The sequence below is a fragment of the Calditrichota bacterium genome (assembly GCA_013151735.1).
Taxonomy (GTDB): Bacteria; Zhuqueibacterota; JdFR-76; order JdFR-76; family BMS3Abin05; genus BMS3Abin05.
Genome location: JAADHR010000199.1, coordinates 26,715 through 51,517, shown reverse-complemented (window position 1 = coordinate 51,517; position 24,803 = coordinate 26,715). Strand labels below are relative to the sequence as shown.

Sequence of the window (24,803 nt, the reverse complement as noted above, 5' to 3'; positions counted from 1 at the left end):
TATAAAAAAGCCGTGTTTTTCCCTTGATTGTCTTGAATAACCGCCACAATTTATTATGATAAAACTGTTTGCACAATCCACGATGGTAGAAAAATAATAAGAAAAATTTTATTGAAAATCAATTGTTTTTGTGAAGATTTTGCCCCCTGGATGGGATAGTGCGGAAAAAAAATGAGGCAATCGCTAATTTTGTTGAATGGGGGGCAGCCCTAAAATGCATGCTTTTTGAAAAAGGCGATTCTTTTTTTCTTTGAACCCAGACCCAACTTCCCCAATTCCTTCCAGAGACGGAACATTCCGATTTTGGTAAAACCATATTTTTCAGTATTTAAATCATTTTTTATTTCCAGAAGACTGGCATCCGGCTTGTCCATAACCGCCTGGCGAATTTTCTCCTGAAGGCTCTTTTTTGAAACCGTCGTCTGAGCCGATGAAATATCGGAAACGCCCTCATTGGGGATTTGTGCCTGACTTTCTTCCGGCAGGGATTCATTTGTCGATGAATCTGCTTGAAATTCAGCAACGCTTTTTCCCAGGGAATCTTTGTTAAAGTCACGAACGGCTTCTTCAATGGAATCAAATGCTTTTAGAATATAGTGAAACTCCAAAAGTTCAAAAACTTCATAAACATCCGGAATCATATTTGCCAGTTTGAGGTCTCCGTTTTTCTCCCGAATGCCCTTGATTTCACTGATAAAAATACCCCAGCCGGCACTACTGATGTAGTCCACATTACCCAGGTCAACCACGATATTGTAATTCCCCGCCCGCAATAGGTGATCGAGAGCACGTTCTAATTCAGCAGAAGTCGTTGTATCAATATAGCCCCCTACTTTTATAACGGATACGCTGTTTTGAGGGCCTGTTTTGGATACCGATACCTGGATTCCTTCCATTGATTGTCTCCTTTATGAGAATAATGACTCACGCTAATATAAATGAATTTACAGAAAAAATCAATATTATTTTTTTCATTCAGTTGTTGTGGTTTCTTTATGTTTTTGACTTTTACTCAATTTTAGGGCCTTTTCAATATTTTTTTTCACATCCTTCCGATCCGGCTTGATTTCCAGGATCTTTTTCCAGATTTGAATGGCTTTTTTAAAGTCCTTGCGGTTGGCATAAATGACACCCAAATTTTCATGGGCATCCGTGAATGACGGATCGATTTCGATCACCTTCAGGTATTCCCGCTCGGCCTTGTCAAAATCCTTCATTCTGAAATAGGCATTACCCAAATTGTAATGCGCTTCGAAATGATCGGGATACTCATCGATAATCTTTTTGAAAACAGCAATGGCCTTTTTAAAATCTTTATCCAGATAGAACCGTAATCCCGTTAGCAGGAGGCGTTTTACCTTTGAGGCTTCATCTATTTCTTTTTTGGGAATGGTTTTCTGTTTCTCTTGGATTTTTTCAGTATCCTCGCTCTCCAAGACCCCCTCAATTTCCTCCTCCTCAACAATTATATTATCGACCAAATCTTCAATTCTATTGAAGTTTTCTTGTACGGAACGGTCTTCAACGTCCTCTTCACCCTGCACACTTAATTGTCCAAATATTTTCTCCAGGGAAATCTCCGGTTCCGGTTCCTCGTCGCTTTTTTCTGAGTTTCCATTCGGGAAGATTTCTTCAGCTGGCGGGATTTCTCCTGTTGCGGGTTCCGATTCCGTTTTGTCTGCTTGCATTCCCTGATCCGAAAATTCGCCTTCCTCCAACAAGTCACCATCTTCCAAAATGGAATACTGCAGCAGGTCGAGCTCTTCTTCTCCGGATTCACTCTCCGAAACATCTTCGCCATCACCCGCCATATTCAGCGACTCAAACAATTTTTTTAGAGATGTGCCGCTTTCCTCTCTCTGATCCAAATCCATTTCCTTTTTTGATGATTCGATTTTGTCAGAATCCATATTACTCACATCCCGGGCATGTGTGCGTTCCAAAACCTCAATTCCCTCGATCTCCGAAAGGTCGGTTTTTTCTTCATCATTTTCATCCCCCAAAAGTTCTTCTTCCGGCTCTGTTTCCATTCCCTTATTTTTATCGAAAACATCCACGGGGTCTGAAAGAATAATTTCTTCAATATCTTCATCCATTAAGGACTTTTCTTCCCGCCTTTTCGCCCTTGGACGCGGCGGTTTCTCCTGTGCGGATTCTGCCTCACCTACTTCCAGACCCAATCCTTCCGTCGATGTAATTTCTTCTATTTCAGCGGAGAGTGTTTCTCCGTTGAATTCTTCGGTTTTCTCAACAGAGGATTCTTCTTCGGGTTCTCTCAGAATGGGAGCCGATAATTTCGCCGGCGCATTATCAATGATAACCCGTCCATCCAGAGTAAGCATTGGGGTTCCGGGAGGTTTGAATTTGCGCTTATGTTTATTCCGCACCACGAAATTTTCGCGAAGCTGTTTCGTATTCAACTTCAGGCGAACCAGTTCACCGTAAACCCGGTTTTCAGAAATAGTCATATTGCCATAGGTGTCGGTGGCAAGTAATTCCGCAATTCGCCTGGGACCGTAATCCGGATGCTTCTTGATGATATCGAATATCTTCGTTTGTTCTTCAATACTTAAGTGCTTGGCTTCAACGGCCGTGGCCTCATAGTCCGAACGAAAATTATCAACCCCGACCTCTTCAAATTTTTCCTTGTATTTTTTGAAGGTATTGAAGGAAAGGCCCACATTCTTACAGGCCTGCGTCGCGGAAACACCGTTGAGTACCTGATAATAGGCCTCACGGGCGCGTTCCTCGTACTCTTCTTCCTGATCCATGTTTTCTTTAATCACCACGAGCGAAATGTCATCGTATTGAATCTGGCCTTCCGTGAAGGAGACAATTTCTTCCCGAAGTTTGGCTACGAACTCTTCTGCGCTCAAATTTCCATACCGGCGAACAGCTTCCAGCAGACGCTCTTCCCCAAAGAGTTCCCGCCTGGAGTTCATGGCCTCGGTTACTCCATCGGTGTAAATGATGACAATATCCCCCTTTGCCAACCGGATGGAATCATCTTCCAGCGACTTGTCGAAGAGTTCCTCATCATTGAGGCTGATCCCAACCGGAAATCCCCTCGGATTTAAATAGTAGGTTTTTTTTGTGCTGGGACGATACAGGATCATGGGGTTATGGCCTGCACTGGCATAGGTCAGACTTCTGTTTCGGGAATTCAGAATGGTGTAAAAAACCGTCACAAACATTCCCTTTTTAATATCCCCCATGATGAATCGATTCACCTTTCTCAGCGTTTCAGCTGCCGAATAGGTTCCCCTGGCCTCTGTGCGCAGAGCCGTACGAATCATCGTCATGACCAGCGAACCGGGGACTCCTTTTCCCGACACATCGGCAATAACCACCCCCAGACGATCCGGATCAATCTCCACAAAATCGTAATAGTCCCCCCCTACTTCCTTTGCCGACTCATAATAAGATGAGATTTCGAATCCCCGTCTTTTTGGAAATTTCGCCGGGAGCAGGGTTTGTTGAATTTCCTGCGCCAAATGCATTTCATGTTTCAGGCGTTCCTGATCTTGCAGGCTTTGCTGTGATTTCCGAAATTTATACGTGATTTCATTAAACGCCTGAGCAATTTCCCCAATTTCGTCCGAGGAATCAATTTCCATCTCATCTTCAATATTGCCCTCACTGGCATTTCGCACCCAGCTTGCCAATTTCCGAAAGGGGCTGATAATCAGCGTAATTAACAGCGCCACCCCAATATTTCCAAAAAGCAGGAGCAAAAGCGCTACACGCAGATCATCTGTGCGTTTTTGATGAATCCAATGATTTACCTGCCTGCTTGAAATAAATACATAGGCTCTGCCCATAAATCGTTTTGAATTTGGAACGGTATGATCAATTACGTAAATGGGCTTGCTAATCATATATTCTTTTTCGCCATTTGGCAGCCGAACCAAAGCCCGCTCTTCTCCGAAGACCTTTTCTGTCACAACACCCGAATAGGGCTTAAAGACCCGAAACAGATCGAAATCGGTTGACCCCTTCACCACACCATTTTTGTCCACAACTACGGCATAGGTCAACAGTTTTGGATTTTGGGTAAGAATCACTTTCACTTCTTTATTCAGGTTGAGCTCCGCTGCCGTGCCGATCCAGTTGGTGCTGTTTTTTGCCAGAACCTTTACGGCGGCTTCTCCCTGTGCAAATGTCTGATCCAGAATTTGCTCACTTCGCTGGAAGAAAAAATAAAAATAGCCTAAAATAATCAGCGTTGAGAGGATCGCTGCAGAATAGGAATAGTATTTTATTCGCAGCGAACCCGGAATAGAAGGAACACTAATTTTTGCTTTGCGCTTTTTTTCAATTTTTTTGGTTAACCGAAGTTCATTTCCCTCACCGGTACGGTAGTATTCAATATCGTCGACCAACTTCCGAATCATAAAAATACCCAGCCCGCCCCGCTTTCCGATGGCTACATAGCGCTTGAGATCGGGATCCTTCACATTATTCGGATCAAAAAATCGGCCATGATCGATAAGAGAAACGGTGACGCTGGTTTTTCGGATAATGACACGAAGCAGGATTTCGCCGGAGGAATCCCGGTACGCATGACGAATGATGTTGGTACTGGCTTCATCAATTGCCAATTTGAAGCTATTGACAATTTTATCCGGAATGCGGTGTTTTTTGCCAATTTTCTCGATGAATTTTCTCAGGTCCTTCAGGTGTTCAATGGAGGCCGGAACCCGAAGTTCTTCTTTTTTAATTTTCTTGAACACGGTTACTTTCGAGCTTTCTGCCGTTCTTGAAGTTGTTTTTTGGCCATGTCAATCGCGTCAATTATATCTTTGTTGTAAGGTTGTTTTTCCAGCAGACTCTCCCAGATTTTCAACGCCTCCTCGATTCGATCATCCACGTAGAGTTGAAGAGCCTTATTAAACTTTTTTTCCATTTCCGGCGTCATTTGCTGCTTGCGGGCCATGGCGTGTCGTTCGGCATCCTTATAATAACGTTGAATTTTCGGATCCTTTGGATTGAGTTTCAGGGCCCGCTCAAAATTCTTCATCGCCGTTTTCCAGTCCTCCGAACGATAGGCAATCAGGCCGGATTGGTAATAATCGTACATATTGAGTTTTTTCTCCAGCTCCGCCATTTTTTTGCGAATTTCTTCCTTGCGGACGCTATCGTTCTGGCTGAGCAGCAGGGCCTGATTGTAGAGCTTATTGGCCTCAGGGAAATTCCCCTTTTTGGCCAGCTCGTCCGCTTTGGAAATAAGACCGTTAATCCGGGTCAGCAGTTCATTTTGGGCACTTTCGATGTACTGCTTGATCTGCTGGCTGTCCGGTTGTCGTTCCAAAGCCAAATTCCATTCATCAATGGCGGAAACATAATCTCCCTGTTTCAGATATTCCAATCCTTTGTTCACATGTTTGTCCACATAGCTTTGAATTTGCTTGCGCTGGCGTTCTTCCTGGATTTTCGAAAGCTGCTGCTCCATTTCCTTTTCGCGAAGTTCGTCCATCCGGGCCTTGGTTTCATCCGCCATTTCCAGGGCTTCGGGATTGCTCTTATCCAATTCCAAAACCTGCTGGAATTTTACGAGCGCCTTAAAATAATCGGCATTGGCATACAGAGACTTCCCTTCATCCAGGAGTTTTCTGATCTGTGCCTGCCTGCGGCGTTCGTTTTCCCGGGCAATTTGTTCTTCCAGCTCTTTTCGGCGCTGGGCTTCAATTAATTGAATTTTCTCGGAACGGCTCTTTCCAATATTCACAACAAATGAAATCCGGTGACTTCCCCCCAAAACGCCTTTGGAATCGATCCTTCCGTAGGAATAATCCAATTCAAACTGATTGTAAACCGCCCCTGCACCAAACGAAAGGCCCCGGTCATTCAGTCCCAACCGAAGCATGGCCTGGCCGTTGTAGCTGTACTCCAGTCCCAAATGGAATTTAAACGGCAGCTGATCACCCTTTTCCAGATCCATCAGCACAACAAAAGGGGACGTATCGTTCGTAAAATAGAGGGTTTTTGCCACTCCTAACCGCAGCCGGCTTGGCATGTAATCTACACTTTGGCGCAACCGCAGGCGCGGAGCATAGGCATTCTGATAAATGGCCCCCACCTGTAAATTCTGCAGCCACTCCGAGGCAAAATCAGGTTTATAAAATGCCGCCACATCAATTCCAAATCCAATATCGGAATCCTGGCCTATCACCTGACGTTCGATCTTGACATTGGCACCGGCAACAAACCAATCACGGATATTTTTAGCGTAAGAAAAATAAAATTCTTCCTGATTATAACCGAATGTGCCCAATTCCACATAGTGATTCTCCCGATAGGGAATGTCACCGGTCGAAATTCTTGAAACCCCCATTCCAAATGTTCCAATATTTAGAGTGGGGTACACATAGCCGAGGTAGTTGTAGGATGTCCCAAGCATAAGAGAGGCATAATAGGCGGTAAAGCTTTGGCGTTGAAGCTGTTCCATTCCTGCCGGGTTCCAAAAAATGGTGGTGGCATCCTGTGGAAAAGCGACCGCTGCTCCCCCCATTCCCAATTGTCTGGCGCCTGCTCCGTTCGCGAATATACTGGCGTAACCGCCGCTTCCATCCTGTGCAAAACCCGGGTGGAGCAACACTAGAAAAAACAATCCAAGAAAATAATATGTGAAATTTTTCTTCATTCTAAAACCTTCTTATTTAACAACAGCAATCTTGGTAAATGCCTTTTTCCCGCTCTTCGTGGTCAGAACCGCAATATAAACACCATTCACCACCTTCAGACCCGATAAATTGGTGCCATCCCAGACAATGTCTCCGTCGTGAAGTCCCTTGGCCCCGGTTTGTTTATTCGCTTCGATGGCTTTCGTCCAGACCAGATCTCCGGTTAATGTAAAAATCTGAATCTGACCATCGGTGGCCCGGTCAAAATAATAGACAAACCGGGTCGTCTCTTTTCCAATCTCTCCAAAAGGATTGGGATAATTTCCGAAGGTTTTTTCAAAATTTGAATTCAGAACCACCGTAAAGTCGGATTGTACCTTCAGGGTTTCCAACGGATTTCCGGCAGCGTCGGTAATCAGGACGGGACGTTTGGAGACGCCGTCTATTGCCGTAACATCCTTTACCCCGTCAAACGCAATCAAGAAATCGGTCAGTTTGGAATTGGGTGACAAATCCACAAAAACGGCAATGGAATCATTTTTGACGGCTCTTACAACCAGCGGACTGGAAAATGAAAATTCCACCGGATTATTCTGGGGATTCAGGCTTTCCGCCAGAACCTGATCGGGATACATGGCCGGTGCAATCCAAATCCGTTCAAAATTGCCTTTGGGGGAAATCAGATTCCCTTTCCGATTTTGGATTTGAATCCGCAGTCCGCTCAGCCACACATCATTCGATCCGGGAAGTCCCAGGTTTTTTAAGATCAACCCCAAAACGGCAATATTTTTTTGGCCTTTCACGACCGAGGGTTGATTAAAATCGCCCCATTTTAAAATCGTAAATTTTTTCGTTTCCACGGTCAAGGCTATTTCATCAAAGGACGCCGAAACAAAGGACGATTTATTGGTGTTTTCATCCTTCGGTGCCTGCACAAGTTCTATCCGAATATTTTGAGGAGAGCGTGTGGGCTGCTCAGGCGCCTGTACCCGCCAGCTTACCCGATAGAGCTGTGTTTCCTGAATAGTGTCGCTCTTCAGGACAAAACCTTTCGGAAGAATGATTTTCAACGACCCCTCTGTTTCAAAATTCGCCAGACCGAGATTTTGAAGAACACCCGTAACCGTAAATTCCTCCTGGGTGGAAACAATGCCATTGGCTGCTTCGGGCGGATCGGTGATGGAAACGTTCACCGCCACATTGGCCCGGCTGACGGTGGTCACCTCTACGCTATCCGGCTGGCTAATGATTCGAAGCGTATCATCATTGGCATCATACGCCCGGGAAATAACCTTTATCGGTACCGGGGATTTTGGCTCTGATGGCGCCCGCACCAGCCACGACACCACAAAATAACCGGGGTTGGCATTCTTCACACGGTTCTCTGTGTAAAAATCCGCCGGAAGAATCAGTTCGGAGGTGATCCGGGAACAATTCTCGGATTGAACCACCGCTTCCACAAGAAATTCCTGAGATGTGGAAATAATACCGTCTTTTGCTCCTTCAGGACTGGAGATGGACAACGTATTCGTTAGTTTTGCCGATTGGACGGTTTCTACACGCAAATTTCTGCTGTCCACCGAAACAAAGCTAAGCCGGTTTGAATTTTCGTCATACGGAACAGCGCTGATCTGCACCCGAATAAGGGCTTCAGTTGTCACCGTATCGGGCGCCTGTACCCGCCAATCGACAGGGATACCCGGCGTAAATTCTTTTTCCAGCGGCTCGTTCGTGGAAACACCTGTAGCACCAAAAATTATTTTGACCTTCCCCGTGCCGTACACCCCGGCTTGTCCGCTGTTTGTAACCAGCGCGCGGACAATGAAGGGCTGGCCCACCGTCAGCACGCCGTCCTTGGCACCCTGTGGTTCGGTAATGTAAACATCCAGAGAAAGATTAGCCCGCTTGACGGCGCGAATGGAAATGCTGTCCACACTGCTTTCCACCAGCGTACCCGATTCGTCCGTCCCCCGGGCGGTAATGCGAAGATACTTGGTCTCCTGATCCTGAATTTCCGGCGAACGAATAGTCCAGACGATAGAATCACCCTGAACACTTTTTATTTTTGGCGACAAATACACGTAACCCTGAGGAATGGTCAATTCGCCCTTCAATTGGGTGAGATTGGGCGTGGCTGAAATATGTGTGACCACCGTAAATTCTTCTTCTGTCGAAACAACCCCATCCCGTGCCCCCGGAGGATTCACAACGGCACCGCTACTGGCAATCTGGCTGGTTCCAATTGTATTTACAATGAGTGTATCTTGTGCCTGGATAACCGCTGCGGCTTTTAGTGTATTTTCATCTTTGGGCGCGGTTAATAGCTTTAAAAACAATGTGTCCGGCCCCTGAGTAGCTTGCGGCGTCAGCACTTTCCACGTCACACGCGTGCCAACGGAAAAGGTTGTGGTATCCCCACTTACGGAAAGGGTGTCGCCATTGCGGAGCAGCCGATAATTTTCAGGCAATTCCACTGCAATGGTCCCGGAACCAATTGTTCCGGAGCGCCCCTTGTTTACGACATCGGCCCGAACCTCAAAGGTCTGATTGGCCGACAAAATACCGTCCTGATCGTTTAAACTTCCCACAACCTCCAGTTGCGCCGGTTTCTCAATCCGGGCCACGGCTACGGAATCCAAGGCTTCGGAAAGAACGGCCGGTAAGTGGCTCACAAACGCCTTTCCGCTGATCAATCGTGAATCGAACTCTTCCCCCAGAAGATTTTCTGCCGAATCGGCGATTACATCGAATTGAGCGAACCGAATGGATCGGGCCGGAATTGTAGGAATTGTGCGAAGGGAATCCAGCAACTGTGAATGGCCTTTTGTTCGCAATCGGACTTTCACACTATCGACCCGTTCGTTCCCCTTATTTTCTACAAACACATTTACCGTAAATTGCTGCTTCAGATTGACTTCTGCATTTCCATTATCCACCACGTGAGGGGATGAAATGGTTGTGTTAATAATTTGGATCGCTGCCGAGGTTTGGACCAGGATGCTGGTGCTATTGGACGCGGAAAGCGTGTGCAGGCTGTTTACATCCCGGCCGTTTAAGGTGGCCAAAATGGTGGCGGTTCCCCCCAAATGGCCGGTGGCTTTGATTCGATAAACCAGTGTGTCCGTTTGCCCTCCCACCAGTTCCTGACCACCACCGCGGAGCGAGTCCGGGGCTTCAATTAGATAATCTCCCTGGTTCTGCCCATTAATCTGAAAGACAATGTCGGTATTTTTAAAATCATTCAGCAGGATATTGGCCTGTCCGGTATCCTGTACCACCACAAAGACCTGCCATTCGTCGGTCTGGCTGGCCAAAACCCGATCTTGTGAGGGATAAACCTCCCTAATCACGAGCGCGGCCGGTTTTTGGATTTTCGCAAATGTTGTGGTATCGGTTGAATCTGCAGCGGGCGCAACGGTAATCGTGTCACCGGTATTTGCCGAATAGGCCTCCAACAACCGCGAGGTAAATATTTCTGTAGAATCAAAATCGCTCGATGCCCTTATCGAAAAGTTTAAAGAATACGAAAGGCCCGCATTAATCCGGGTAATGGTTCTCGGCGACGTAAAAATAGAACGGCCCGTAGACGCAAGAGCCACCTTTACATTTTTAATGGCCTCCCCGCCATTGTTTCGGACACGGACACGAATATTAAATGTTTGACCCGTATTCACGTTCGGTGCATTAAATGCAAGATTTTCCGTACTCACAATCTGAACACTGGACTCTGACTGCACATTAACCCCATTCCAACCCGAATCATAATTCTCATCCACAATCAGGGAATCGGAGTTGACTTCCACCCCCGTAACATGTGCGTGAATGACGCAATATCCCGTTCGGCTGGTCGTTGAATCAATCGTAAAAACCAATCTGGCGGATTCCCCCCCCTGTAAAATGAGGCTCCCGTTGGAAAGCTCGGTAGGTTGTTTCACTACAAAATCCTGAACCGGTTGCCCGTTAATGGTAAAAGTAAGGTAGGTCTTCGCCCGGGTTGTGTCAATCCGAAGACTGCTCTCGCCTTTATTTGAAAGATTAAGGGTTACAAACCAATCCTCGGTTTGCCCAATGGTAACGGCTGCCTGAGAAACAATGGTGTAATTGATTTTTAATTCGGCCGGCGACTGCACGCGAACCGTCCCTGCCCCGCCATCCGTTTGAACAAAGAGCTGGTCGTGACTAACCTGATCGGTCACCCAAAGCCGGCCCTGAATGGTTGCCGGCCCAGTGGTAGACCCGGTGTGAGTTACCACAAAACGCAGTGTACCCGTCTCATTTCCCTGAAGAACGGGATTTTCCGTGCCGTCCTGCTGCCAAAAACCGGTGGGAACGGTAATGGAATATTCGTCCGTTACTTCTGTTCCGATGAACAAATGAACCTGGGTACTATCGAGGCGGACGCTCGAGCCCCCGTTGTTGGCCACATTCATCCAAATATACCATTGCCGGGTCTGTCCGCTTGTCACCTGGGTTTGGGAAGGAGTAATGGACACGATATCCAGAACGGCCTTCTCAAGAACGGCCAGCTCATTGGTTCCGGTCGTCAAATTGGCCTGAAATGCATTCCCATTCTGCGTTCCGCTGAGCGTAATGTCAGGTGTGTAGTTTCCCGTAGCCAGCAGTTCGGGAACAAGGGTGGACACAAAAACCAGGGTCGTATCACCCGGCTGAACTTCGGTGACCACATTCTCGTTCAAAAAGGCTTCAAAGGAATGGACACCGTCCGAAAAACTAAATTTTGTTTCCGAGGGAGACAGTACCAGTGTGGCCCCTCCCGAATTTCGCACCCGCACTTCAAAAGATGCATTGCTCCCGCGATTCACACTCTTGGGACTTAAGGACGCCGCAATGTACGACAAAACCGGCGGCGCCTGAACCTCCACAAGCCCGCTATTTCCGCCAAACGTATTCGTACTCACCGACCGTCCGCTGTTCGCCTCGGTACCCGCAAGGGTCGCATGAATGGTAATTGACCCCGTATCGGCACCGGTGGTGGCAATCACAAATGTAAGACTGTCCGTTTTCCCCCCGTAGAGAATACTTCCACCACTTCCTTCCAGAGCAGAGGGTTGCTGAACGGCATAATCAGAAAGGGGGGTTCCGTTTTTGGAGAATGATAAAAAGGTGCTCGCCTGTTGAAAATCAATTACAGCCCGGCTTTGTCCGGTATTCTTAACCACAACTGTCGCGGTCCAGGTGTTGGTTTGATGTTGTGTAACGGTTGGCTGCGACGGGTGAACACTGAGAATAGAAAAGGCGGCAGGCGTCTGCACAATCACGGTACCGTAATTTCCGGCCGCCGTGTTGGCCACAACGTAACGACCACTGTTATTTTCAAAAAAACCGACTGTTGCGTCAATGCTGTCTGTTCCGGAAAAAGTCGTGGTTTTTGTAATTGAAAAAATCAGTGTGCCCGAAGAATTTCCATTCAGAACCAGACCCCCGCCTTGAAATTGAGACGGCTTGAGAAAGACGTACCCGGTTCCTTTCCGAAAGCTCAGGAGTGTGCTGTCGAGCGAAAGGGTGGCCGCGCTCTGTCCGGTATTTTCTACGGTCACCGTTACATTCCATGTTGCGGTTTGACCGCTGCTTACGGAATCCTGTGAAGGAACCACCGACGTTACATTCACAGATGCCGGTGTCTGCACCGTAACCGACCCTGATCCCGTATCATTTGTGTTGTCTGTAATGGCCTTGCCGGAAATCACGTCTGTTCCCGTCACAACTCCATTAATGGCTGCAATTCCTGTTGTTGTTCCGGTAATATTCACTACAAATTTTAGGGTATCTTTTGCCCCGGCATTCAAGCGGATTCCCCCTCCCAAAAGAGCGGTCGGGTAGGTTATTGAATATTGCGACGTCACATCACTCCCAATCACAAATTTGAGATAGGTTTTTGCCGGATCCAAATCCAAATCGATAGCGGAACTGCTATTATTTTCCACCGCCATTTTGACGGTCCAGCTTCGCGTTTGCCCCGAGGTCACTTTGTATTGGGAGGGAATCAGAGCCGTAATTTGAAAGGCGGCTGCCTGTGTGACCACCCAGGAATCGGTTGACGCTGCACCAACATCAACAACAGCCGCAGATGAATTGGCGTCTTTTCCGTAAATCGCGCCATCCAAGTTGACCGTTCCGGTTGTGGCAGAGGCAGAAACATCCACTTTCATTTCAAACTGTTCGGTTGCGCCCCCCGCAATTTGAACCGGGTTTCCCGACGCCTGCGATTGAATGTACTCACTGGTAACCGTTGTAGCACCTATTTTAAAGGATAATTTAATCGAGTCAATCGATGCCGCGGCTTGCCCTGTATTTCGGGCCGTCAAAACAACCGAAATACCTTGCTGGCCCTGACTGACACTGTCCGGTGTGGTTTGAACGGAAAGCACTTCCAGAGCGGCTGGTGTTTGTACCACCCAGCTGTAGGGCGTTCCGGCGCCGCTGGTTCCAACAGAATTTCCGTCGACCGTACCGCTGATATTCCCGTCAATAATAATCGAGCCCAGTGACGCCGAGCCCCCAACGGAAACGGAAAAAGTCAGGGTCTTGGTCTCTCCGGCAGCAACGGAGATCCCGGTTTGGGAGATCCCGGAATACTCACCCGTGCGATCGTTACTGGCGACATCGGTAAATGTGAGGTTCGCGGTGGCATTTTGCAGGGCCGCACTCCCCAGATTTTCAACCACCATTCGTACGGGAATGTTGGTTTGACCCTGACTGACCGATGAAAAATCCGACGAAATACTCACAATTCTAAGATTTGTAATCTGCACGGTCGTGCTGCCGGTGGCACTTCCGCCCACACTGGCAGCCGAAATGTAGGCCGTTCCGCCCGAAGCGGGAGCCTGAAGTGTGAAGCTAATTTGTCCGCTGGCATTCGCAGCTACCTGGGTGCCTGTGTAGGACGCACTGGCGTCTGCCGTGATAATGGTTCCTAAACTTGTGCTAACGGTAATCAGCGTTCCCTGAGCCACAGGATTGCCGTCCGCATCTTTTATGACACCGGATGTAATGGTGGATGTACTGCTGCCATCCGCCGGAATGGCTGTGGGTGAAGCAGAAAGGGAAATGGTACCCACCGGCACCCCCGGCGTGACGGTAATGGTACCGGTCACGTCGTCTGTTGCCGTCGCGTGATCCGCCAAAATTGTGCCGCTTGCCGGTGCCGTTGTGGGTGAAAATGTCACACTCGTACCGGTTACCCCCGAGATAGCCGGGGCTAACGAACCCGTGCTGCTCCATGTGACCGACACATCGCCCACGTAATTCCCCCCGGCATCGTAACCGGCCGCGTAAAGGGTCAGAGATTCGTCGGCCGTCAGGGTTCGATCCCCCACTTCGCTTCCGGCCCCGTTTGCCGCGTCCCGAATTTTCACGTACGACACATTGCCCACTGTTAACGTACCGGTTTCGTCTCCGATCAGGCCTGTGCTGTCCGCCCGAATTTTGCCGCTGGTTTCGGGAGTCGAGGGGGCAAAAACCGTACTGGTTCCTGTTGCAGGACTGGGAGCATCCAAATTACCGGTGCTTACACTCCACGTTGCTACCACATCCCGCGAGTAATTATTCTCGGCATCATACCCCGCCGCGTAGAGGGTCAGTTTATCGTCCAGGGTGAGTGTCATATCGCCCACCTCCATTCCGCCCCCGCCGGCTTCGCTCCTTACCAGAAGGTGCGTGATGGCTCCCGGATTGATCACAATGGCTCCTGTGTTGTCCGTCAGGCCGGAATTGGGTTCTGTGGCCGTTACGGTGGCTGTCCCCGGAGCGGTGGGATCAAGGGTGACACTTCTTCCGCTTGAGGAAAGGGCCGGGGTAAGCCCGGTTGAAGTCCAGCTGACCGTTGTATCCGCAATGAAATTATCGTCGGCATCGTAACCGGCCGCCCACACGGTAAAGGTTTCATCCGTGGTCATGGTGTGCGTGGTAACTTCAACCCCGCCGCCATTCGCTGCCGTTCGGATTTGAACCTTTGCCAGAGCGCCTACTGAAACGGAAATCGTTCCCGTAACATCCGTAATGGCATTGTAACTGGCCTGAATGACCCCGGAAGCAGGGGCTGTGGTCGGATTGAAGGTAAAACTGCTGGCCGAGCCACTGGGAACCGGAGCCAGATTTCCGGAAGCAAGTGACCAGGTTGCACTGTAATCGCCCAGATAATTGTCTGCGGCATCGTAACCGGCCGCGTAAAGCGTAATCGACTGGTCGGCCGTCAGATTGACGTTTCCAACCACATTACCGGCTCCACCCGGAGCATCGCGAATGACAATGTGATCCAGATTTCCCTCAACCACCGTAAGGGTTCCCGTCGCATCATCCAGGGCCGTGGCGTGGTCCGCTGTGATGCTTCCCTGACCGACTGTGGTTGCCGTAAAGACCGTGCTTGTTCCTGTCGCATCGCTCAGACTTCCAATGGAACCGGTCAAACTCCAGGCCACGGATTCGTCCGCAATGTAGTTACCGTCGGCGTCGTAACCGGCCGCGTGAAAGGTCTGCTGATCACCCGGCGAAAAAGTGCCCGTGGTGTACTCCGCTCCGTTTCCGGTGGCACCCGCCACAATTTTTACATATTTCAAGGCCCCCACTGAGACTGAAATTGTTCCTGTGGCATCTGTAATGCCGCTTCCGGCATCAGCGGTGATGGTGCCCGATCGATTGGCGCTGTCAGGCGAAAACGTCACACTGGTTCCTGTTGACGAAACGGCAGGGGAAAGATTTCCGGTAGATGCCCAGGTGACGGAAATATCTTCTTTGTAATTGCCCTCGGCATCGTAACCGGCCGCATAAAAGGTACGGGAATCGTCGGTGGTCATCGAAACAGCACCCACTTCCGATCCGCCCCCTCCGGCTTCATCACGGATTTTGATCGCCGCCAGGGCTCCGGCTGAAACCGTAATCGCTCCCGTGTGGGCTGAAAGGCTGCCGCTTGTTGCGGTAATGGTGCCGCTTCCGGTGGCCGTCGGTGAAAATGTGGATGATGTCGCCGTTCCGCTGAGCGAAGGTGTCAGGCCGGTTGAAGACCAGGTGACCGATTGATCGGAAATGTAGTTTCCATCGGCATCGTAGCCGGCGGCGTACACGGTCAGCGATTGATCCGTTGTCATCAGGTAATTTCCAACCACAGACCCTGCGCCGCCTGCCGAATCCCGAATTTGCAGGCTCGCAAGAGCTCCTGCCGTCACGGTAATCGTGCCGGTATCATCTGTGTGCCCGCTGCCATCATCTGCCGAAACCGTCCCGCTCCCCACCGTTGTGGGATTAAAAACGGTGTTCGTTCCGGTGGCAGGAGACACCGTTCCAATCCCGCCAGAAACACTCCAGGACACGCTCACGTCTTCCACGTAATTGTTGTTGGCATCGTACCCAATGGCAAACAGGGACACATTTTGATCCGTGGTTTTCGAAAGCGCCCCAACCGGCGCTCCGGTTCCGCCCGGGGCATCTTCAATGACAATGTGATCCAGCGCACCGGCCTGAACCGTAAAGGTGTTGGAACTGCCCGTAACCGCCCCGTCAGTCACCGTAATCTGGTCGCTGGATGCGGCTTTTGTAATAGTGACCGACTCGGTCCGCACCCCGTTTGAAAAAGCACCGGCAGTGGTCGGGGAAATGGTCCCCGTGGTGTTGGAGATCGTGGGTGTCCCGCTGTAGGACGTAATTGTATTTTCAAAGGCATCTTTGGCCGTAATCGTAATGTCAAATGCCGTACCGGCCGTTTGGGGTGAATTAATCGCATCCAGCGTGAAATGATCCAGCGCGCCGGGATTCACATCAAACGCATTGGAGGAGCCGGATTTCCCAACGGCTGACACCACAATTTGGTTGTTTGTAAACGATTGTGTAATGGTTACGGTATCTGTCAGTGTCCCGTTGGTAAAAGCTCTGGTCAGTTTGGGTGAAATGGTTCCCGTCGAATCGGAAAGAGACGCGGTTCCCGTAAAGGAAGCGGCCGTGTTGCCGTTGGCATCTTTGGCCGTAATGGTAATGGAAAAAGCCGTACCGGCCGTTTGAGGAGATGAAATCGTGGAAACGGTAAAGTAGGCAACGTCCGAAGCCGTCACATCAAATGCATTGGATGTGCCCGTTTCCGCTCCAGCCGAATTGGTTACCGTAATGGTGTTGCCGGTTTGCGTGCCCGTAATGGTCACACTGCCGCTCCAGAGTCCGTTGGAAAAGCTTCCGCTTGTGGCGGGCGAAATGGTATTCGTTCCGTCAGAAATGTCCACCGTACCGGCAAAGGAGGTGGCCGTATTGCCCTGTGCATCTTTGGCCGTTACTGTAATGGTGAAGGGTTCGCCCGCCGCCTGCGAACTGATTGCCGAAATAGCAAAAGAGGCCACGGGCCCGGGATTGACATTAAATGTGTTGGAGGTTCCCGTGTGGCCGCTGCCATCGTCGGCTGTTATTTGAATGTCGGTATTGGCGGTGTTTATGGTGACACTGACGGTCTTAGTTCCTGAAGAAAAAATTCCAGAGGAAGCCGGTGAGATATCCCCTTTATTTACGGTTAAATTAACTGACCCGGAAAATCCCGTGGCCACATTATCGTAGGCATCCTTCGCCGTAATGGTTACGGAAAATGCCGATCCCGCTGTTTGGGGTGAAGCAATGGTCGCAAACTCGAAACTGCTGACCCCTGCGGGATTTACTGCAAAACTCCCGGAAGTTGAAGAAATCCCGTTTGCTGTAGCTGTAATTTTATCCGAAGCTGTGGCCTTTGTAATATTGACTGTGGGTGAAATGACACCATTCAACCAACTGCCAGCCGCAATTGTGGTCAGGGTACCGGTGTCATCGATCAGAGTTAAAGAATAATTTGCAGTTGTAATCGTGTTATTGTAGGCATCCTGGGCCGTAATGGTAATCTGAAAATTGGTACCGGCTGTTTGGGGGGAAATGGCCCCAAACGCAAAATGATCCAAATCGGCTGGGGTAATGGTAAAGGATTTTGTACCAATTGTCTCAATTGGCGTATCGTCATTTTGTTTGATCGTCACTTTTAAATTGTAGGATCCGGCAATCTGATTATTGCCCACATTCGCAAATGAAATATCCACCTGTGCACCTGCAGCGGAAGGCGTACCCGTTCCATCCCGGGTAAAGGTAACGGAATCGCCCGCTACCGAAATGGAAAACCCCCCATCCATCGTGGAAGACGAAGCGATCGTAACCGAATTCAACGTGAAACCTGCGTCAAAGGTAACCACTATCTTGCCGTTATTGGGCACGAAATTTGTGGCTGACGGTGTGAACGTAACGGTATAAATCGCGTTTTCACCCGCTTTTGCAGTTGAAAGCGTAACGGCATCAACAGATTGGGCAAACACATTACCAGAAAAAACTAAAAAAAGAACAGACAAATTTAAAACTGCAAACAATCGCTTCATAGGGCAACCATTATTTAAAAAGTTAAGAACAAAAGGCTGTTTAATCTTGCGAAGGTTTGAAACCTTCGCAAGATTAAAATAAATCTACTTGTTTTTTAGCATCTTCAAAATATGTTTTGCAAGCGTATCGTTAATTTCTCTATGCCGGGGCACTGGTTGTGATAGTTTTGTCTTCGGATTCTGATACCAATCATGCCGGCCTCCATGACGGATTAAAATACAACCCATCTGATTTAGTCTCTTTATTAGCTCATTTCTTTTCATGCGACTTCAAGTTCGTCCACCTTGCGAACAGAAGGAATGGCGCCACCTGCCAAATCTTTGTAAAGATCCCTCAGATTATCTTTTAATTCTTCAAGTGTTTTTCCTTCTGTCCAGTAATCGGGAAATTCTTCCAAATAACCAAGCCATTCATTCTGTTCTTTCCAGAAAATAAATTTTATCTTTCTCATTTTTTTAACCCAATTTTAAACTTTGCGCTTACGAAGGGGCAAACGCCTCGTAAAGGTTTCTTCCTACCGAACGGGTTTCAATGGCCTTTTCCTGGGTAACACGGAAAAAGAGACCGAATTTACCTCTCCCAGAACCCTCTTTCCGGCCAACACCTGAAACGATAGACTGTAGGTTCCAGCCGATTTCGGATTCCGAATATTTGCCACACGAAGGATAATCGATTGGCCGGCAGCTATCGCTGCACCCAGGCCGCTTCGGCGCACAATGACTTTCTGTCCCTCTACAAACACCTTGAATCCACCGTTCACATTAGGGGAACCCGCCAGAATGGCCTGCGACAAATCAAAATCAGCCGGAAAATCCAAAACCACACGTCCGGTTGAGGGGAAGGATTCCGTCAAGCTGAAAGCAATCTCATAAACCGAGGCCTTGCCTGCTTCAGGAGAAAGGGGGGTTACGGAAATTTGTTTTACCGATGCGAAGGTGCTGGTTACGCCAAGTGTTCCTAAAAAAAATATCCAGAAAAAAATTTTCACCAATTTAAATCGATCTTTCATAATTGGATTTTACCCTATTTTAATAACGCCCGCAACAAAATGAGAAGACCTTTGCCCTCATTTTCCGCCAGCTTCAAATTTTTCTTTGCCAGTTTATAATTTGGATTTAATTTAATGGCCCGGCGAAATTCCTCCAGAGCGCGCAAGAACAAATTTCGGCACTGAATCAGATACGCCACTCCCAGGTTGTTGTGTAAATCGGGATAGCGCGGATACCGTGCAATTTCGGCCTTTAGATTTTCGATGTATGTTTCTACCGCCTGTTCATCTTTGCTTTTGCCCCCAAACATGAAATTCAGATAAAATTCATTTTCAAGAACGGAATTCAATCGGAATGCCCGGCTGCTGTGAATTTCCAGTAATTCATCCAAAGCCTCCCGAAATTGAGAATCCTGAACCAGGCGGATAACGGAATCAAACTCAGGCATCCGCAAATCACGGTCGAGATCGGCCGCCCTTTTAAGGTGCTCCAGACATTTTTGTTGACGTTCTTCTAATGGCAATAATTGTGGATGAATAGGAGATTCAACCAACCCGGACAAATACGTTAACCCCATATTCAAGTGCGCCAGCGGATAATTTTCGCTCAGCGAAAGGGCGGTTTCAAAAGCCTGAATTGAATCCAGAAAATTTTTTTTCCCCAACAGGGCAATCCCTTTGTAATTGTGCAGGTCGGGAAAATTGGGTTCCTTCTCAATTGCACGGTTCAACACCTTAAGTGCCTGGTCAAACTCTTGATTTTTAATAAAAGCGATGGCCAGGTTTTTTTGTGCATCGATCAGGTCTTCATCAATCGCAATGGCTTCCTGAAAATTCTTTTTGGCATCAGCAATCAGATTCTTTTGAAGAAAAACAACACCCAATTTATTATATGAAAGTGCGTGCTTCTTTCGCCACACTTTTTTCTGAACATAAAAAAGAACTTCCATTCTCCGAACACTTTCCCGCTGAAGTTCTTTTACCGATTCTTGAATATGTTCTTCTTTAACTTCAGAATAAAGGTTCCGTTCCCGTGTTTCCAGAAGCATTCCATTTTCAAACACGTGGGAGACGACCCGGTTTTCCTCGTCGATATAATTTGTCTCAATATAGAATTTCCGCTGGTCAATTACGAGTGTTTCATTTAAACCCAACGTTTCCATCTGTACTCTCCACGCCAAACCCTGGCTGTTTCAAAATGATTCACAAGGGAACAATATCCGGTAAAAACTGATCACTTTGGGCGTGAATCAGAATCTGTGCAATAAATGTCTACAAATATTGTTCCATTAAAAGATAAATTGGTACCTAATTATTATCGACTTACCAATCTGTTCCCTTTAATCAGTTTTAACGAGAGTACAATTTTGTAAGTCCCCGCTCAATCCGATCCATTCCTTCCTCAATTTCCTGGAAGGAGGTTGCAAAAGAGATCCGGACAAATGAATCCATTCCAAAGGCCCCCCCGGGGATAAGCGCCACCTTTTCTTCTTCCAGTAAAAACTGGCAAAAATCAAATGAATTTGAAATTCTGTAGGAATGATAGGTTTTCCCAAAATAATCGGAGACCTTTGGAAAAATATAGAACGTTCCTTCGGGTTTTCTGCAGTGAATGCCGGGCATTTGCGAAAGACGCCGGTATACATAATCCCGCCGCTTTTGAAACTCGGCCACCATATCCCGTACCTCTTTTGCGTCATGGCTCAAGGCTGCCACACTTGCCCACTGCGCGATCGTGTTCGGGTTTGAGGTGCTGTGTCCCTGTATTTTAATCATGGCCGAAATAATTTCCCGGGGGCCGGCCGCATAACCAATGCGCCAGCCCGTCATGGCATAGGCCTTTGAAACCCCATTGACAACGACGACCCGATTCTTGATTTCCGGAAATGACGCCAGGGAAACATGGGTTCGTCCATCGAATACAATTTTTTCGTAGATTTCGTCGGTCAAAATAACAAGAGAGGTTTCGGCCAGCACCGTCGCAATGTCCTGCAGCCACTCCCGATCGTAAACCGCCCCGGAAGGATTGTTGGGACTGTTAAAAATCAGGAGTTTGCTCTTTGAGGTGATGGCCCGTTTTAAATCGTCTGCCGTTATTTTGAACCCGTTTTCAACCCGCGAAGGGACATAAACCGGTGAGGCTCCGGCCAGCTTCACCTGCTCCGGGTAACTTACCCAATAGGGTGTGGGGACGAGCACCTCGTCCCCTTCCTGGCAAAGAGAAAGAACCGCATTAAACAGGGCCTGTTTTCCGCCTGTGGATACCACAATCTGGTCCGTATCAAAATCCAGATTATTGTCTTTTTTCAATTTTCTTGCGATGGCCTCCCGAAGTTCGGGGATTCCCATCACCTGCGTATATTTTGTTTTTCCCTTCTGAATGGCCTCAATAGCCGCCTGCTTAATGAAGTCCGGTGTGTCAAAATCGGGTTCACCTGCACCAAAAGATACCACGTGATTCCCTTCATGCCTCAGGCGCAGCACCGTATTCGAAATACCCACTGTTTTTGAACTCTGAATCCTCCTTACCCGATCGGCCAGTTGCATAGCTTCTCCTGTCGCCTATTTTGCCATTAATGAACAGATTGCCACTACGTTTACAATGTCGTCCACACTGCAACCCCGGGACAAATCATTCGCAGGCTGATTCAGCCCCTGAATAATCGGCCCGATGGCTGCTGCCCGGGCAAACCGGTTCACCAATTTGTAGCCGATGTTGCCCGAATCCAGATCGGGAAAAATAAGGACATTGGCTTTCCCGGCCACATCCGAACCCGGTGCCTTCCGGGCTCCGATTTCCGGTAGAATGGCGGCATCCACTTGAAGCTCACCATCGATCTTAAGGTTCGGGGCAGCCTCCTTCGCTAATCTCAACGCTTCCAGCACTTTATCGACGCGGGGATGTTTGGCGCTTCCTTTCGTTGAAAAAGAAAGCATGGCCACAACGGGTTCTTCTCCCGTCAGACTTTTGTGGGTTTGGGCCGAACTTCTGGCAATGGCTGCTAACTGTTCAGGGGTAGGATCCGGAACAACGGCACTATCGGCAAAGGTAAACACCTGATCCCAGCCGGGAATCACCATCGCAAATGCACCGGAAACGACGGAAATTCCGGGGGCCAGACCAATAATGTGCAAGGCTGCCCGGAGTACGTCTCCGGTGGTATGGACAGAACCGGCAACACTCCCATCGACAATATGCTTTTTAACCAGCATCGCTCCGAAAAAAAGCGGGTTCTTCATGGTTTCGCGGGCTTGCTCCGGCGTCATTCCCTTTTCCTTTCGCAGTTCGTAATAGGTTTCTGCATACGAATCGAAATCGGGGCTTTCTTCCGGATGAATGATTGTGACATTCCCCAGATTCACACCCAGTTTTTGTGCCTTACTGCGAATGTCATTTTCGTTACCCAAAAGGGTGATCTCCGCAATGCCTTCCTTTTTGATGATCTCCGCAGCCCGAATCATGCGGTCCTCGGTCCCTTCGGGAAGCACAATTTTCCGCTTCCGCTCTTTTGCTTTATTTCGAATCGATTGAATGAATTCCATTTTTCTCTCCATTCTTTTTTTATTTGTTATTTTTGGTACCCGTACTGGCCAACAAGGAAAACTTTTCCTTCAAACGCTGCTCCACCACAGAAGGGACCAGATCAGAAATATCTCCCCCAAAACTGGCCACTTCTTTGACAATAGTCGAATTCAAATAGGTATACTTGACATTGGGCATCAGAAAAACCGTCACCACATCTTCAGCCAATTTTCGATTCATGAGAGCCATTTGCAGTTCATATTCAAAATCTGAAATCGCCCGGAGACCGCGGATAACGGCGGCGGCCTTTTTCATTTTTGCATAATCCATCAGCAGACCCTCAAAGGCATCCACTTCAATATTGGGAAGGTGGCTCACCGATTCGACGATCATTTGTTTTCTCTCATCCACCGTAAAGAGTGGTTTTTTTGAGGAATTTATTGCAATTGTGATGACAACCTTGTCAAAGAGCGTCACGGCTCGTTCGGCAATATCGATATGGCCGTGGGTAATCGGATCAAATGTTCCCGGATAAATTGCCAGTCTCATAATTTTTCCTTTTATCTTATTTGACAATCGTATTTTCCGCGGTTTCCCCGAACTCAAAAAAAGACAATTGGGATTCACCCATTTTTTTAACCCGGAATAGCCTGAGGGTGCGGGTTTCGGTTAGTCTTTCTTTCGAGCCGTGTTTTAAAATAAAAATGCCCCTTCGCTCCAAAAACCTTTGTTTTGAAAGGGCTGAAATTACTGCTTGTCCTAATCTCAAATGATAGGGAGGATCTGCAAAAATAATATCGAACGGTTCCCCCTCATATTTGGTTTGTTCCAGGAACCGCCGCACATCCTGCCGGATAAGTTCAAAACCTTCTGTGCAGCGGACTTTTTCCAGATTTTCCCGTATATTCTGAATCATTCGGGGCAATTTTTCCACAAAAACGACCTCTCTGGCCCCACGGCTCAACGCTTCGATACCCCAGGAACCCGTTCCGGCAAACAGGTCTAATACACGTGCGCCCGCAAGACGATCGGAAATAATATCAAAGAGGGTTTCCTTTACCCGATCAGTGGTTGGCCGAACCCCTTTTTGCTCGCGAAAGGTTAAGCGAATTCCGCCCCATCGCCCGGCAATAACGCGCATCCTGCATCATTCAAAAAAGAGATTCAAATCGAGCGCCGCATCCTGCTGGTTTGCCCTTCCTGACCGGGAAGCGCTCATCAAAATTCTTGTGACCCCCACATTCTGATACTGATTCAATAAATCGGTAATAAATTTTTGGATGTTTTCTGCCGATGCAGAAATCTTTACAGTCATTGGAACATGTTTTCCCTTTTCATCGGTGACAAGCGGCGATTGTCGAATTTCGCGCACGCGAACCCGATCTGTTTTGGCCAGACCCAAAAGGGCCGCTTTTGCTTTTTCCCGCATCAGAACACTGCCGGAAGCAGCCGTTCCGCCGGAAAGAGCAATTTGCCCCGAAACAATGGTGTGGTGCATTTTTTTGCCGTTGTAAAACCCGAGATCGCTGGACACAATCTTATAGCTGAATGAGGGCACACTGGCTTTGGCCTTTTGCAGAAAGGCTTTTAGAATTTCTTTTTTGGGAGCATACAATTCAATTGTAAAATAGCCGGAGTTAAAGCTGAGAAAAGCGATTTTCGCACCTGATGGAACCGCCCCCAAAACCTTGCCGAACAAATTGACTGCGGCAAAACCCGCTTTCTTTTCATTTGAGAGACCGGCTGCAACCGGGGCGACTGTCTGTTGAGCGGTTTCTACCGGTGCCATCTTTTCCTTGGCCGTCTGATGCGTTGTTCCTTTCGGGGAAACAGCTTCTTTTACCGCAGGCGTTACCGCTCTCTTGGTAGTATCCGTAACCGCCACGTTTGCAGGAGCCGGCCCGCTCTTTTTATTTGAAACAAACCTGAAATACGCCAATACAATAAGAGCAATAGCAAAAAGCAGTACGACCGGAATAATCGGAAATTTGCTTTTCTTTGGAAAAACAAAATCCTCTTCTTCTACCGGCTGTTTAATGGTTTCCTCCTTAACCGCCGTTTGCTCTGGCTCTTCCGGAGACGTTCTGCCATGGTCTTCTTCTGCCAGAGGTTGTTCTGTTTTTTCCGCCGGCTCTTCCCCGGCTGTTTCCAGAGTTTCTTTTTCCGAAACAAAGTATTCAGCTGATAAAAATTCTGATTCCTTTATTTCAGTCGTTTCTTCTGCCAAAGGAATATCTTTTCCCTTCAGCAAATCTACATTTAACATGCTATTTCCTCCAAT

Annotated in this window: 13 protein-coding genes; all 13 read right to left on the bottom strand. The window is 48.2% G+C overall.

Annotated elements, in window-relative coordinates; all coding sequences use genetic code 11:
• Positions 1 to 209 precede the first annotated feature (209 nt).
• The 13 genes from GXO76_14180 to GXO76_14120 all read right to left on the bottom strand — a co-directional run bounded on the left by GXO76_14180 (position 210) and on the right by GXO76_14120 (position 24,788).
• Positions 210 to 896: an STAS domain-containing protein gene (locus GXO76_14180; GenBank protein ID NOY79006.1), complete on the bottom strand. Its 687-nt coding sequence runs from the start codon at positions 894 to 896 to the stop codon at positions 210 to 212.
• Between the two features lie 75 nt (positions 897 to 971).
• Positions 972 to 4,733 (bottom strand): SpoIIE family protein phosphatase, encoded by a 3,762-nt coding sequence (locus GXO76_14175; protein ID NOY79005.1) that lies wholly within the window; start codon positions 4,731 to 4,733, stop codon positions 972 to 974.
• Positions 4,734 to 4,735: 2 nt separating this feature from the next.
• On the bottom strand, positions 4,736 to 6,643 hold the full coding sequence (locus GXO76_14170) for a PorV/PorQ family protein (GenBank protein NOY79004.1): 1,908 nt from the start codon (positions 6,641 to 6,643) through the stop codon (positions 4,736 to 4,738).
• Positions 6,644 to 6,655: 12 nt separating this feature from the next.
• Complete coding sequence (locus tag GXO76_14165) at positions 6,656 to 18,010, bottom strand: hypothetical protein (protein NOY79003.1); 11,355 nt, start codon at positions 18,008 to 18,010, stop codon at positions 6,656 to 6,658.
• A gap of 84 nt (positions 18,011 to 18,094) precedes the next feature.
• A complete protein-coding gene (locus GXO76_14160) occupies positions 18,095 to 18,274 on the bottom strand; it encodes a type II toxin-antitoxin system HicA family toxin (protein ID NOY79002.1) in 180 nt (59 codons plus the stop codon).
• Positions 18,271 to 18,462, bottom strand: a complete 192-nt coding sequence (locus tag GXO76_14155) for a type II toxin-antitoxin system HicB family antitoxin (protein NOY79001.1) — start codon at positions 18,460 to 18,462, stop codon at positions 18,271 to 18,273. Before GXO76_14155 ends, GXO76_14160 begins: the two co-directional genes overlap by 4 nt.
• Before the next feature lie 63 nt (positions 18,463 to 18,525).
• Entirely contained in the window at positions 18,526 to 19,020 is a 495-nt protein-coding gene (locus tag GXO76_14150; GenBank protein ID NOY79000.1) for a hypothetical protein, read from the bottom strand.
• Between the two features lie 14 nt (positions 19,021 to 19,034).
• Positions 19,035 to 20,162, bottom strand: a complete 1,128-nt coding sequence (locus tag GXO76_14145) for a tetratricopeptide repeat protein (protein NOY78999.1) — start codon at positions 20,160 to 20,162, stop codon at positions 19,035 to 19,037.
• Between the two features lie 187 nt (positions 20,163 to 20,349).
• Positions 20,350 to 21,546, bottom strand: coding sequence for a pyridoxal phosphate-dependent aminotransferase (locus GXO76_14140; GenBank protein NOY78998.1), 1,197 nt, complete (start codon positions 21,544 to 21,546; stop codon positions 20,350 to 20,352).
• A 15-nt stretch (positions 21,547 to 21,561) separates the two neighbouring features.
• Positions 21,562 to 22,542: a phosphate acetyltransferase gene (pta, locus tag GXO76_14135; protein NOY78997.1), complete on the bottom strand. Its 981-nt coding sequence runs from the start codon at positions 22,540 to 22,542 to the stop codon at positions 21,562 to 21,564.
• Between the two features lie 19 nt (positions 22,543 to 22,561).
• Positions 22,562 to 23,071, bottom strand: coding sequence for a pantetheine-phosphate adenylyltransferase (gene coaD, locus GXO76_14130; protein NOY78996.1), 510 nt, complete (start codon positions 23,069 to 23,071; stop codon positions 22,562 to 22,564).
• Positions 23,072 to 23,087: 16 nt separating this feature from the next.
• Positions 23,088 to 23,663 carry a 16S rRNA (guanine(966)-N(2))-methyltransferase RsmD gene (gene rsmD / locus GXO76_14125; GenBank protein NOY78995.1) on the bottom strand — a complete coding sequence of 192 codons (576 nt, stop codon included), beginning with the start codon at positions 23,661 to 23,663 and terminating at the stop codon, positions 23,088 to 23,090.
• 6 nt (positions 23,664 to 23,669) lie between these two features.
• On the bottom strand, positions 23,670 to 24,788 hold the full coding sequence (locus GXO76_14120; protein ID NOY78994.1) for a hypothetical protein: 1,119 nt from the start codon (positions 24,786 to 24,788) through the stop codon (positions 23,670 to 23,672).
• Positions 24,789 to 24,803 lie beyond the last annotated feature (15 nt).